This is a genomic window from Pseudomonas sp. 37 R 15 (assembly GCF_900004865.1).
In the GTDB taxonomy this organism is placed as follows: domain Bacteria; phylum Pseudomonadota; class Gammaproteobacteria; order Pseudomonadales; family Pseudomonadaceae; genus Aquipseudomonas; species Aquipseudomonas fluorescens_AM.
The window spans coordinates 302,253-316,084 of the sequence record NZ_CVTV01000049.1 but is presented as its reverse complement, the minus strand read 5'-3'; the positions used below and the strand labels follow the sequence as shown (position 1 = coordinate 316,084).

10 protein-coding genes are annotated in these 13,832 nt (G+C 60.0%); 3 read left to right on the top strand and 7 right to left on the bottom strand.

Features of this window, described 5'->3' with window-relative positions; all coding sequences use genetic code 11:
- Nucleotides 1-244: 244 nt before the first annotated feature.
- Nucleotides 245-5,425: a dermonecrotic toxin domain-containing protein gene (locus tag BFQ04_RS16805; RefSeq protein WP_065951770.1), complete on the top strand. Its 5,181-nt coding sequence runs from the start codon at nt 245-247 to the stop codon at nt 5,423-5,425.
- On the opposite strand, the gene BFQ04_RS16800 is transcribed toward BFQ04_RS16805, so the two are convergent.
- From BFQ04_RS16800 to BFQ04_RS16780, 5 genes are all read right to left on the bottom strand, one after another.
- Nucleotides 5,426-5,908 carry a CS1 type fimbrial major subunit gene (locus tag BFQ04_RS16800; RefSeq protein ID WP_065951769.1) on the bottom strand — a complete coding sequence of 161 codons (483 nt, stop codon included), beginning with the start codon at nt 5,906-5,908 and terminating at the stop codon, nt 5,426-5,428. It abuts the gene before it with no gap.
- Between the two features lie 5 nt (nt 5,909-5,913).
- Nucleotides 5,914-6,672 carry a pilus assembly protein gene (locus tag BFQ04_RS16795; protein WP_065951768.1) on the bottom strand — a complete coding sequence of 253 codons (759 nt, stop codon included), beginning with the start codon at nt 6,670-6,672 and terminating at the stop codon, nt 5,914-5,916.
- Between the two features lie 59 nt (nt 6,673-6,731).
- Entirely contained in the window at nt 6,732-7,964 is a 1,233-nt protein-coding gene (locus BFQ04_RS16790) for a hypothetical protein (RefSeq protein ID WP_065951767.1), read from the bottom strand.
- Between the two features lie 31 nt (nt 7,965-7,995).
- Entirely contained in the window at nt 7,996-10,518 is a 2,523-nt protein-coding gene (locus BFQ04_RS16785; RefSeq protein WP_065951766.1) for a CS1-pili formation C-terminal domain-containing protein, read from the bottom strand.
- Between the two features lie 108 nt (nt 10,519-10,626).
- On the bottom strand, nt 10,627-11,124 hold the full coding sequence (locus BFQ04_RS16780; RefSeq protein WP_065951765.1) for a CS1 type fimbrial major subunit: 498 nt from the start codon (nt 11,122-11,124) through the stop codon (nt 10,627-10,629).
- 493 nt (nt 11,125-11,617) lie between these two features.
- Between BFQ04_RS16780 and BFQ04_RS16775 the strand changes: the two genes are divergently transcribed.
- Complete coding sequence (locus BFQ04_RS16775) at nt 11,618-12,127, top strand: PadR family transcriptional regulator (RefSeq protein ID WP_005785185.1); 510 nt, start codon at nt 11,618-11,620, stop codon at nt 12,125-12,127.
- The gene (locus BFQ04_RS16770; RefSeq protein WP_065951764.1) at nt 12,124-12,891 is read left to right on the top strand and encodes a siderophore-interacting protein; all 768 of its coding nucleotides are present in this window, start codon (nt 12,124-12,126) and stop codon (nt 12,889-12,891) included. The genes BFQ04_RS16775 and BFQ04_RS16770 overlap by 4 nt, the downstream gene beginning before the upstream one ends.
- 59 nt (nt 12,892-12,950) lie before the next feature.
- Here BFQ04_RS16770 and BFQ04_RS16765 read toward each other — a convergent pair whose 3' ends face one another.
- On the bottom strand, nt 12,951-13,577 hold the full coding sequence (locus tag BFQ04_RS16765) for a Pr6Pr family membrane protein (RefSeq protein WP_065951763.1): 627 nt from the start codon (nt 13,575-13,577) through the stop codon (nt 12,951-12,953).
- Between the two features lie 4 nt (nt 13,578-13,581).
- A complete protein-coding gene (locus tag BFQ04_RS16760) occupies nt 13,582-13,815 on the bottom strand; it encodes a VF530 family protein (protein ID WP_024073644.1) in 234 nt (77 codons plus the stop codon).
- Between the last annotated feature and the right edge of the window lie 17 nt (nt 13,816-13,832).

The following is a 13,832-nucleotide window of genomic DNA, read 5'->3' as shown; positions in this document are numbered from 1 at the left end:
CGACGCCTCAAGAAATACGTACTCACCTGCTTGAAATCGATCCAGCGCTGCGTACTCAAACCCAGGCGCCTGCCGTATTCCCCTCTGAACGGCCTGCACGGCAAAAGCTGAATGCTGCCTGCCTTCTGATCGCTACCCGACGCCTATCGGCTCAAGCGCCACTCACTGCCAATTTTTCACGTTCATCCCTGCCCGGCCTGAGTGCCGTGCAGCCCTTGGCTGTTCCTCTAAAGGCAACCTGACCATGTTATTCGAGTCTCCTTATCACCACGCTGCAAGCCATGCAGAAAAGGGTATTCACTTTGACTTTATCAAGCGTGCAATACCCGATTGGCTCAGTTCGACAACGCTGGCCCGCGCTCGCGCGGTGCAGGCCGCGAGCCCTTACGTCTATACACGAATCACCTCCATCGACGAAGCCCTGAACAGTGTTTCGAAAGAGGCCATGGCCGCGCATTGGACATCCAGGAACACCGTGGATGAAACATTCAAGTACGTAAAAGACGTTTATACCTTCGCCGAGCCCCTGCTCAAAAAAGCCTTACGGGAATACGGCAACATTGATGTAAAAAACACCTTTATTCGTCTTTATGCCCCCGCTAAAAACGGCTGGTGGGCCATTGGCGTACGCAAAGGCGTAACCAGCCGGACCGTATCGTTATTGGACGCAGCCCTGCATAATTTTTCTGCCAGTGAGCAATTTTCCGACGTTGCGTTCTTGTCCAAGGCGGACGCTCAAGGCCAGCAGGACATTCTCCAGCTCACCTCGCGCACCAGCGGCCAACCCTTGACCGCACTGGGCTTCAAAAGGCTGTGCCGCAGCCTGAATATCGGCCTGCAATACCAGACGCGGCTATTGAAAGTCCTGGGGTTCAACAATCAGGTGCAGGCCGATAAATTACGCCTCAAGGTGATTGCCTGCGATAAGGCAGCGCTGAAAAACGCCGCCTGTATCGCCCTGTCGCAACAGCATATCCAAGACGATGCCCGGCGTTTGCTCTTCGACATCGCTGAGGGCAAGCCGGCCCCGGCCCTGGGTGGCATTGCGGTGCAGTACTACAACCTGAGCCTGCTGGATGCGCAACTGAGCGGCATTGTGTTGATTGCCGCGCCACAAGGCAGCGACAAACACATCAAACGCTTGATTGCCTATATCCCCGAGGACCCCGAGCATCCGTTGAAGGAGTACGCCTCACCGGTCGCATTCATGAACGCGTTGACGCGCCAATTGCGCGACAGCCCCTCGCCTCCGGATGAAACAGGCCAAACGCCGACCAAGGCCACCTACCGGCAATTCTTCAGTCAATTTATCGACCACAAACAACGCGGGCATTTTTTCGCTGAACTGCAGCGCCGCTTGTACACAGTGCAGTGGCATCAGAAGGCACGCACCGACAGCGGCCCCAGCTGGCAAACCCTCAAGGTCGACACGCCGCAGTTGCACTTCAGCGTGCAAGACATCTTTGACGATTACCAGAACCGCCCGCCCTCAGGCCACTCCGAGCCCGATACGCTGTGGCATTACCTGTATCGGGTCAGACTCAACAAGATCGTCAACGATACCCGGGAAATTGCCATCACCACCGCCTATGCAGACCTGATGGCGCGCTGGGCCTGGTGGGACAACCTGAGCAAGATCCTGTCGGACATCTTTAACGCCGCGCTGCTGGTGGTCACCCCGTTCGTGCCGTTCCTGGGAGAGTTGATGCTTGCCTACACCGCCTACCAGGTGGCCAACGATGTGTTCGAAGGTATCGTTGACTGGGCGCAGGGCAAAGGGCTGGAAGCTATCGGTCACGCCATGGCGGTCGTGGAGGCGGTGGTGCAGTTGGGCGGTTGGGCGGCGGCAGGAACTCTCGGCCAGACCCTCACCCTCAAGCTATCGCCATTCGTCGAGAGCCTGCACCCGGTGGAGCTGGCCAGCGGCGAAAAACGCTTGTGGAACCCTGACCTCTCGCCCTACCTGCAGAACATCAGCCTGCCCAAAGACACCCGGCCTGACGCACAGGGTGTGTATCAACACGCTCGAAAACAATGGCTGGTACACGCCGACAAGCACTACCAGATCGAACCGGACAAGCAACTGCTGCACCATCGCATCGTGCACCCCGGCCGGCCGGAGGCCTATCAACCGAAGGTGCGACTCAATGGCAACGGCGCCTGGGTGCGTGAAGGTGAACAGCCGCGCAGTTGGGACGACACTGCGCTGATGCGCCGTATCAGCGCCACCACTCAGGGGCTCACCCCTGAACAGCTCGAACAGGTGCGTACCATCAGTGGCAGCGAGCCCGACCATCTACGCCATATGTACCTGCGCAACCGGCCGACCCCACCGCTGCTGGCCGATAGCATTGAGCGTTTTCGCGCCGGCCGGTTGGCCGACGAATCCGCCCGCAAGCTGCGCACGGGCCAGACACTGGAGCCGTACTCCTACTGGTTCGAACAGGCCGTCACCGACCTGCCCGGCTGGCCGCCAAGCAAGGCCCTGGAGGTGTTTCACAACAGCGACCTGAGCGGCGAATCGCGCAAGTATGGCAATGCCACCGCCCTGCCGGCCGACACGCTGGCCATCAGCCTGGCCGACGTAATGGCTGCCAAACTGCCGGAGCGTGTCCTGGGTTTTCTCGACGAACAGCAGGTCAATACGTTGCTGGGCGAAACCTTGCCCAAGGCACAACAGGACCAGGCGCTGCGCAATAAACTGGCGGACTACGTAGACGGCTTTGGCGGGCACATCGCCAATAGTCATTATCAACTGGGCCAAGCCAGCAGCGATCCGCACATCGCCCTGCTGCGCCAGACCTTTCCCGAACTGCCCCTGAGCAGCGCCAACGCCCTGCTCAAACAGGCATGGCCCGAAGAACTAAAGGCAATGACAGACGAACAGCGCCTGCCCCTGCGCCTCAAAACCCTGGCTCGGGAGCTGGACTTCGACACCCAGGCGAGCCGCGCAGTCGAAGGGCTCTACCCGCCGCAGCAACCGTCTGCGCAGAGCGAACGGCTGGTGCTCCACACCCTGCGCCTGCACAGCGATTCGCTCAGCAACCTGAGAATCGACATTCGTGACAACAGCCCCATCGGCGCCTTGCGCTGCAGCGTCGGTGAAAGCGACGCCTCCCACGCCCGCACCTTGGTGCGCGACGCCCAGGGGACTTATCGGGTGTTCGACGCTGATGGCAAATCGCTGAACCCTGCAGCAGACCTGTACGAGTCCCTTCTCTGGACCCTGGCGCAGGTTCCGGACCGCACCCCGCCCTTTGCCGGCAGCGAAGGCGAGAAGCTCAGGCAATGGGTCATCAACCACAATCAGGCCCCGGCCGAGCGACGCCTGGCATTGGCCGAACCGCCCGTGCGGATGCGGCCCGGCCCCGAGACCGAGGTGCTCCTGGGCGGAGGCGTATCTTGCAAAATGAGCCGAGCCGACAGCTATGACATGCAGCCCAAAACGATTGAGGAGCGCATCAAGCTGTTGCTCCCCAACGTCAGCGACGAGGGCCTGCCACGCTTATCGCACACGCTGTCGACGCTCGAAGGCCAGCAAAAACTGGAGCACATGGAGTCACAAAAAGAACAATTGTTCAAACAGCTCGATACCTACATCAAAGGCCCGACGCGCTGGGAAGGCACGCCCCTGGAGCCCGAAGTGCGCCACCGCCGGGCAGCATTGGCAACCACCCTGTACGACGGCTGGAGCAACAGCCTGACGGTTCACCTGGACGAAAGCTTCGGCCACCGTCGCGGCATCGCCCTCGACTTGTTCAACACCAATATGCCCGATGAGCTACCGACCCTTAGCGTGCCGCTGAACCACATCAGCGACGTGGACCTGCGCGGTTGCGAGTTTGCAGACAGTCACGCCGCCTTTCTCGACAACTTCCCTCATCTGCGCGACCTGGACCTGAGCGATAACCGCATCACCAAGCTGCCCGAGACCCTCGGCAACCTCAAACGCCTGCGGCGCTTGCACCTGGAAAAAAATGCCCTGGTGCTGGATGACTCGGCCATTGCCACGCTCAAGCGCCTCAAGCGCCTCAAACAGCTTGAGATGGCCGGCAACCCATTGGGACAACCCCCGGATATCAGCCAGATGCCGAACTTGACCTTGCTGAACCTGCGCAATACACACATCAAGGATTGGCCTGCCGGGCTCGTGGGCCAATCCCGCCCGCGGGGCTTCCTGTTGGACCTGAGCGAGAACCCGATTACCCAGTTACCGCATGTCAGGCCAGGCTCGGATGATGCCCACATTATCGCCCGCACCCGGTTGGACCAGAGCAAGCTCACCTTGGACTTTCAGGACTTGCTTGCTCAATACCGCGAGTCCGCAGGGCTGGACCCGCTGCGTTCCTACGCCCCCAAAGGCGACAGCGCGCCCTGGCTCAGCTACATCAGGCCTCAAGAGAGGGAGCGGCATCGGCAACTGTGGAATGACATTGAAAAGGAACCCGGCTCCCAGGGCCTGTTTGAAGTGATCAAATCCCTCGAAGAGCCGGATGCGTTTCAAACCGAAGGTGATCGCCTGGCCTACCAGAGCAATCACCCTGATTTGAGCCGGCGCGTCTGGCGCCTGCTGAGGGCGGTCGAGGTTGACGCTCCACTGCGTGACCGCGTGTTCAAAGATACCCGCTACCCTGGGTTGTGCCCCGACGCAGGCGCGCAGATTTTCCAGAAACTGGGCGTCGAAGTACTCGCCAGCGAAGCGTATCGCACCAGCACCTCGCCAGAGGAGCTCGAGGCCAGGCTGGCGGTACTGGCCCGCGGCGCCGCCCGCGACTCGCTGATGGGCAATGCCATTGGTGAGGATGTCGCCCACCGTCTCAAACCCAAAGAACTGGGTGGGCTCGGTCAACGGCTATGGTCGGTGGTGATCAACGGCGAGCATGGCGAGGTCGACGAAGCCGGCATTCACCTGGCCTATCGCACCACATTGGCCGAGCGCCTGGACCTGCCATGGCTCAGCGACCATATGGTCTACCGCCAAGAAGCTGATGTGACGCTTGAGCAGATCGAAACCGTTGCCAATGCGGTGACCCTGCAGGAAGCAGGCGACGGGCTGGTGAACCAGATGCTGCTGCAAAGCGGTTGGGAGGACTACCTCACGCAGCACAACACTATCGCCTACCGGAACAATGAAACCACCTTCGACCTGAAATTCGCCCAGCTCGACGCGTTGCAAACGCTGCAAGGGCAATACGCAGCCTCGCAGAACCTGCCCGAGGCCGACCTGGCCTCCCTGCGGGCACAACTGCGCACACTGGCACAGGCGCTGGAGGTGGACGAAGCCGGCGTGTTGTCCGGCAACCCCATGAGTTCGACGCAATACGACACAACGCTCAACGAGTTGGGGTACCGTCACAACCAGTGGCTGCGAGATCTGACCCGCGAGGCGTTGAACCGCGCGGGCCCCCGTAAAAACCGGACTTGATCAAGGCGCCGGAAAATCAAACAGCAGGTGCACCGTGCCATAATACTCGCCGCCCTTGTAACCGTCCGCCGGTTCGATGGCGGCAATTTCCAGCTCGGCGCGGCGGCCGGCACGTGCCTCGTCGGCGCTGAGGACCAGGGTCGAATCCAGCGTCAGCGGCACCCGGTTGAACAACACCTGCAGTTCGATACGGTTGCGACCACTCAACAGGTAAGGCGTATCGCCAAGGCGCGCGGCCACCCCGCCATTGATGTTTTTCACGTCGAAGTTCTTGCGCAGGCGTCCCAACCGGGCAGTCGCCAGGTCCCAGGCCAGCACCTGGTCATGCCCCATCCAGTCGGGCTCGGAGGGCAGCACATAAGCCTCATGGATCGGGATGGTCACCGACACATCGAACGTGTGGCGCTCCTGGAACGCCAGCGCCCGCTCGCCCATCAGCACGGGCGCCATCAGTACCGCCAGCACCGTCAGTTGCTTGAACATAGTCATCACCCGTTACTGTTGACCGACATCGGTTTTTTGTTGCGGCCCTCGATCATCTGGAAGTTGAACTGGCGCTCCGGCTTTTTCTCGAGCACCAACTGGCGACCGGGCAGGATGTGGTGCTTGGTGGTGGCCTCACAGTCGGTCTTTTTCGCCACCGAACAATCGCGGAACTCATCAAGCACCACCACGCTGTTGCCGGCATTACGCAAGCTGTACTGGCTGGCGGTCTCGCTGATCCGGGTATCAAAACGGGTGTCTTGCGGACGCACGAAGAACACCGTGCCGTACCCGGCCATGACGTTGACCCCGGCTGCCAGGGCGTTCTTGTATTCGGCGCGCTCGGCATCGGTGACAGCAAAGTCATCTTCCTTTTCCGGCACCACCGGAATGAAGCGCACGCGGAAATAGCGCTCCTTGTCTCGCTGGCCCATGTACAGCAAACGCGTGCCCTGACGCCCGCCGGCCGGTACGATCAGACGCGCCGGGCTGGCCATCAGGCCGTCGCGATTGGTGGTGCTGCCTTTGGCGTCGGTCATCGACGCGACGGGCACTTCCCGGGACGTGCCGTCGGCGTTGTAGACGATCTCCAGCACATTGACCTTGATAAACGCGGTACTGGTGCCGCCGTTGTAGACCCGCTTGAGGTAGGAACTACGGTCGCCGTCCAGATAGTCATAGACCACCCCAACGTTGATCGCCGGCCCTGCATAAGCGCTCAGCGACATCAGGAACAGTCCCACCGATAACACTGCATGTTTCATGTTTGATTACGCCTTATTGAATGAGCCCAGCCAGGGGCTGAGATGCGGCCAATACCCGCTCAGACTTCTGAATCCCAGATCACCGTGACCACGCCCGAATAGGTGCTGCCCGGATGTTCGAGCATCCCTTTGACGTCGTTGTTTTCGACTTCAAAGTGCAGTTTTCCGGAGCGGTTGTTCACATAAAACACCGGCTGGAACAGCTCGGTGCCCACGCCATCCAGGCGCAGGGGCAGCTTGTTGACGGCTTGCCCGGCCTGGTCCTGCATGCCAAATGGCAGGCTGACAGCCACCTGCAACGGCACCAGGTCCCCCGCGCCATTGCGCAGGCCACAGGTGTTGCCCACCGCAAGGCTGCATTCGAGTTGCATCTTGAAGCGCCCACTGGCGGAAATGACGAAGGTCTGGTCACGGAACAGACGCGTCGGTTGGCGCCCGCGATTGAGCCAGGCTTGCCAGCCACCTTCGGGTAGCAATTCGATGCGGTTGCCGCCTGGCGGCAGGTCAACCTTGAGGTTGTGCTCGACCGACAAGGTAAAGTTAAAGGTGAGTGCGTTGTCATCCGGGATCATCGCATCGCCGAAATCGACGTCACCGCCCGGCCCCATACTGTAAGTGATGCTCCCCTCATACACACCGGCGTCCATCCCCAGCGGGTTGGGGGTCTTGAGTTCATAGCCATACTCAAGCGTGGAGTAGCTCATACGCGCGATTCCATAACCGTTGGTCACACTGCAAGCCCCGGCGTTTTCAGGCACGATCCAGAAAAACAGCGCGAAGTTGACCCCTGCCGCGATGTAATTGATCGGCATACACGGCGAGGGCGCCCCGTACCAGTAGCGGTCCCACCTTGCATCCGTAGTCGTCCAAGAAGATACCGGCGCATTCCACCGCCCTCCAATTCCAGCCATGCGCATCTGTACCGTTTCCACTCTGCCGGTGCCTCTGTGCGTCACTTGCAGATCACGGAATGCTGAAGGCACCTTGAAGTAGGCGCTCTTGCGTGGGTCGTCGGGATAGGCCGGTATGGGTCCAGTCGAATAGGCCCTGAACGAGCTATTACGAATACTGAAGGTATTGACCGCCTCACATTTGGCCGGAACGTGCCAAGGGCATAACCCACTTTGCGGCGTCGTGTTGATGAACTTGTTGCTCATGGGGTTAGAGGGGTCAGGGCGAAAGACTGCGGTAATCTCCTCCACGATGGCCAGCGCAGGCTGGCTGAACGCCCCCAGGGCCACCGCCAACACGCAAGGTCCTGCGAACTGTTTGATTGCTGTATTAACACTCATAAAAATCCCGGTTCTTTTATCCGAACCGCCGTTAACCAGCGGTTTCGGCGTTGTGGGTCGCTTCTGCGAGCGTGTCCTTGGTGCAGCGCAAATCGCCGATCATCAACACGTCGTTTTCGTTCGGCGCATTGCTTGGGTCCAAGCGGAACTGACAGAGCAACTGGTTCTGGTAGCGCACCTGCAGGGTTGGCGCGCTGGAACTCATTTCCATCGAGAAGAACCCGTCCACTTCGCTGACTCCACGGCTGGCGTGGTTGATCACGTGATGGCCCTTGAGCGGAGCACCGCGTTCATCCAACAAGCGGCCGAGCACGGTGACGGTTCTCATCACGGTGATTTTCCGGTAATCCACGCCGCCCTTGTTCAGGTGATAGCTGGTGCGGGGCGGCTGGATATTGGCGGCCGGCGGGTGATTACCTTCAAAGTCGAAGCTCACGCTGCTGCTCTTGTAGGCCGAGACCGGTACGTAGTTGCGCCCCGGCCGCAAGATCGCGCCACCACCGCCGAGGTCGTCGGCGCGCAGGGCGATTTCGTCGAGGTCGGTTTCCACGTCAATGATCATGCCGGCGCCGTTGCCTTGGTATTGGCTACTCAGCAGCATCTTGCCGGCACCGGCAACGAAGGTGCTGTTGAGGTTCAGGCCACCGCTCAGGTCGCCGTTGAAGGAACTGCGCTGTACAAAACCGTCACCGCTGAGCGCGTCCGTGTTGAAGCTGGCCATGCTCGACAGGCCGACGCCATAGGTGTCGGTGATCGCCGTCGCCGAAACGCTTTGCAGGAAGTGATCGGAGAGGTCCTGGCGCAAGGTCACCGAGGCGTTATTATCGCGCCCGCCATCACGGGCAGTCCGTGTGCCGATGCTGCCGGAAATCTGCCGGCCTTCACTGCCCAGATTGACACTCACGCTCACATCCACACCCCGGTTGCGTGCGTCATTGGTACCGGCGCTGCCGGGTCGGTCGAACACCGAAAAACGCCAGTTGGCGTCGCTGCCGAACAGGTTGTCGTAGCGGCTCCAGCCCAGGTCCAGCCCAGCGCCCTCGATATTGCCCTCACTGTGGGACAGGCGCATGTTCAGGGTGTTTTTCGCGTCGAGCCGGTGGTTGACCGACAACGCGGTGTTGCTGGCCTCGCCCACGAAGGTATTGCGGCGCAGACGCGTACCGTCCGGCAGTGTTTCGTAGGTGTCACGAGTGTCCAGCCAGCTGCGGTTATGGCTGAACACCAGGTTGGTTGAGCCCAAGGTGTAGAGCCCTTGCAGGTCCATGCCGGTGCCATGTTCCCGGGTCTGGTACAGGTTGGCATAGACGCTGGTGTTATTGGCCACCGTCCAGTCCATCGACCCGCCGTACTGGAGTTGCTCGCGCACCTGGCGGGCCGACAGGCCAAGGATCACGCGCGGGTGTATCAGATAGTTGAGCGACGCACCGGCCGTCATCGCGCCCGAGGCTTGCTCATCCCAGTTGCTGAAGAGTTTGGTCTCGCGCCCGGCAAACAGGTTGTAGCGCCAGCGGTCTTCGGCGTTGCGCCAGTTGCTGGGCTTGTAGACCAACTCCTGGGTAGTGCTGGTGGTCAGGCCGTCTTCCACCAGGCGCACTTCCACTTCATAAATGCCGCCGGGCAGTGGCCGGGTATCCAGGGTTTGCAGGCCGGCTGCCACTGCCTGAGTGTTGATCAGCAAGCCGTTGCGGTAGATCTCAACCGCTGCCTGGCGGTTGGCAGTGACGTAGATCGGGTACACGCTGGGCGCGGAATTGTTGATGGCCAGGCTGTCGGAACTGCCATACATCAGGCCCAGCGCCGTATCGGGGCTGGCGCCGAAGCTGCGCAGTTGACGGGTCAGACCATCGGAATTGGGGGTGAAATGGCCAAGGCGGAAAAACTGCCCTTCCAACTCACGCTGGGTATACAGCTCGTGGATCGCATGGCGCACTTGTTCTTCATCGCCACTCTGCCGCGCCAGTTGCAGGTTGAGCACCTGGCTCCAGTTGCCAAGGCTGGAGCTGGCCTGCAAGCCGTAGCGACCGCCCAGGCTGTCTTCCTGGCTGCCGTTGAGGTTGAGCTGGTTGTCAATGATCAGCCCCAGGCTGCCCCCTTCGGGCTGGTCATAGAAACGCGGAATGTCGTCACTGCGTTCGACGTCCTGGGTGAGGATCGACAACTGCGAGCTTTCCAGGTTGTAGAACACCGAGATCATTTTTTCCGGGCAGGCCTGGGTGCAGGCGCCCAGGGCCACGCCTTTTTCCAACAGGGCTTGCCAGGTATCACGGGTAGCAGCCGGGACTTTGCTGTCGCCGGTGTCGGTGAATTCGAGCAAGGTCACGCGATCATCCCGTGACAGCACAATCAGAGCCTCGCCCAGCGGTTGCTGGTCAAGGTCCACCCGCACCGCCAACGGCACGTCGAAAAAGTGATCACTGAAACCTGCGGGCAGGCCTTGGGCCTGGGTAATCAAGCTGCCAGGGGTTGCAGCGCCGGAGGCAGCAGGTGCAGCCAGCGCACTCGTACACATCAACAGCGCAAGCGCAGCCGCGATAGGCGTCATCGGAAACATGAACGGATACCCTGAATGCCAAGAGATAAAAAAATCAGGTCGGCGGACAGAGAAGGGAATCAGCCGACCTGCAAGTGAATGCCCGTGATTAACAGGCACTCATTGGCTTCACAGGGCTGGCAGTACGGCGTCGAACACCACCGGAATGGTGGTGGTGTAGGAACCACGCTGAGTCGCCGTAGGCTTGGCGGCAGCGATGCGCATTTCCGCACCCACGCCTGGGGTGGAGTCGGCTTCGTTGACCACTTCCTGTGGCGTGCCGGTGAGGGTCACTCCGTTGAGGGTAGTGGTAACCGGGATGTTCTGAGCGGCATCACCGTTGAACAGCACCGCCGGGCCACCTTCGATGTAGGCGGCAACCGAACCGTTGGTGTTCTTGATGTCGTAGATGGCGCTCAGGGGCGCCAATTCACCGCTGACCAGGTTGTAGGTCATGGTCTCGTCACGGCCCCAGTTCGGATCACGCGGCTGGGCGTGGAACACGGTGGTCGGGATGTTTGCCTTGAGGTTGACGGTGTGGCTGGCTTCACCGGCAGCGATAGCAGTTACCGAGGAAGACAGCGCCAGAACAGCCAGGGGAACAGCAACAGCAAACTTTTTGAACATGGTCAATACCTGTAGTTGACAACATTGATTGGTTCATTGCCAAGGACATCCCTAACAACGAATTACATTGCCGATTAGTTGGAACCAGCAATGCCAAACAATGATCAAGCGAAACTAAAGGCAGGTATGCAGGCGCATTCTAAAATGAGCGTAGCCCTTGTAAACAGGGGTTGAGCGAAAAAGATGGCATTTCGCCAAAACTTTAAAAGTATCCGTAGGAAACAGGCTACACACCTAAAAACACGATAAAGAAGTTACTGTAGGAGGCAGACCACACGAAGTAAAAAGCGCCTGCACAATACCGGACCAGACAAGAACTCGAGCTATAACTCTAATTAAAGTTATAACTCTATAAATAAAAAAGGTCCAATCGGACTTGTTTCACTTATGACTGAAACCCGTGCCTACCCCATTGACCGTTGGTCGCCAATGACTATCCTCCGCGTAAAGATATATCTTAAGTTATATCTAAACCTGTACAGAGGACTTGCGCATGAAACACGAGCATCGCGGGGAATTTGAAAAACGCGGCGGCCGCGGCCCACGGGTATTCGCCCCCGGCGACCTGAAGCTGCTGCTGTTGTCATTGATCGCCGAGCAACCTTGCCATGGCTACGACCTGATCCGCCGCATCGAGAGCCTGTTCGACGGCGCCTACAGCCCCAGTCCCGGCGTGATCTACCCCACCCTGACCTTTCTTGAAGAGAGCGAGCTGATCAGCGGCGACGCCGATGGCGGAAAAAAACGCTACACAATCACCGACGCCGGTCGTCTCTTCTTAAGCGAACAAGCCGTTGCCCTGGATGGCGTGCGCATGCGCCTGGATGTCAGCAAGCGCTCGCTGCGTGGCCACGACCGCCCACCCCAGATCCATGAGGCGGTGCACAACCTGCGCCACGCCTTGCATTCGCACAACGGGCACTGGAGCCCGGAAGAAATCATTCGTGTCGCGGCGCTGCTCAATCGCACCGCTCAAGCCATTGCCGACGGGACAGACCAATGAACACTCAAGCCATCCATCGCGTTACCCATGAAATCAAACGTCGCCGCCTGCAAGTCCTGCGGGTGGTCGACCTCACGCCGCGCATGCGTCGCATCACCCTGGGCGGGCCGGAGTTGGCAGGCTTTATCAGCCTGGGCAGTGACGATCACATCAAGCTGCTGTTCCCGCAGAACGCCGCCGAGCAGGCGGCGCTGGACAGCCCGACGTTCACCCTCAAGGCCGACGGCCCTCAACCTGCAATGCGCGATTACACGCCACGGCGTTTCGACCTGAGCACCGGCGAACTGGACATCGACTTCGTGCTGCACGGCGATGGCCCCGCTTCGACCTGGGCCGAACAGGTGCAGGTCGGCCAGCCCCTGTATGTCGCTGGGCCACGGGGCTCGATGATCGTGCCGGACATCTTCGACAGTTACCTGCTGATTGGCGATGAAACCGCCCTGCCCGCCATTGGGCGACGCCTGGAAGAATTACCCGCCGGGCGCAAGGCGCTGGCGGTGGTTGAAGTTGCCGATGCTGCCGAACAACAGACACTGCAAAGTGCGGCGGATGTTGAAATCATCTGGGTACTGCGCGGCCAGGATGATCTGCTTGAGGTGGTGCGCAACCTGACGCTGCCCGGCGGCACGCTGTACAGCTTTGTCGCCACCGAAACCAAGCTGTCGCGTCAGGTGCGGCGGGTGTTGCTGGATACGCACAAGGTCAATGAAGAGTACCTCAAGGCCGTGGGTTACTGGCGCGCTGAAGGCAGCGACGAAGACTGACCTGGAGGCGATCACACTGTGGGAGGGTTCAAGCCCCTCCCACAGTGGCTGTGCCCGCCTTAAACCGAGGCAGGTTTGACAAGCCTGTCCAACCCAATCACGGCCAGCGCAATCATCAGGAAACCCAACAGAATCCCCCCGGCATTCACGAGCACCTGTGGGTAACCCAGGCTGCCCACATCCAAAAACGGATATTGATACTGCCCAAGCAAATGCCCGCGCAGCAGCACATAAGCGAAGTACACCAAGGGGTAAATCACCCACCCGGCAATGTGCTTGAGCCGCAGGGTGCCCTTGGGCACGCACCGCCACCAATAGATCAGAAACAGCAACGGCATCACGTCATGCAGCAATTCATCAGCGATAAACTGAAAGCCCTCCGGGCTCCATAAGTGCCGCAGCAGCAGGTTGTAGGCCAGGCTCACCAGTACGATGCTCGCGGCAATCGCGCTGCTGATAACCGGCGCGAGGAAAAACCGCTTGCCGGCGGAGTCGCGCTTGACCAGCCAATAGCTCAGCACCACGACGACCAGGGTATTGGTCAACACCGTGAAGAAACTGAAGAAGCTGATCAACCCGCCCAGCAGGCTCGCGCCGCTGGACCAGCGCGAATACAGAATCAGGTATTGCTGGATCGCCAGCCCCACCCAACCGGCGAGTGCGGCCGTCGCGACATAACGCTTCATGGGCTCAGTCCAGCGGGCGTTTGGTGCGCATCAGCTTGACGTACAAGCCTTCGACTTTTTCACGGGCCCACGGGGTCTTGCGCAGGAAGGTCAGGCTTGACTTGATGCTGGGGTCGCTTTTGAAGCAGCGGATATCAATGCGTTCGGCCAGGCCGGCCCATTCGTAGTGTTCCACCAGGGTGGTAAGGACGTGTTGCAAAGTCACGCCATGAAGTGGGTCGTTGCTTGTCGCGGTCATGCCAGGCCTTTTGCGAG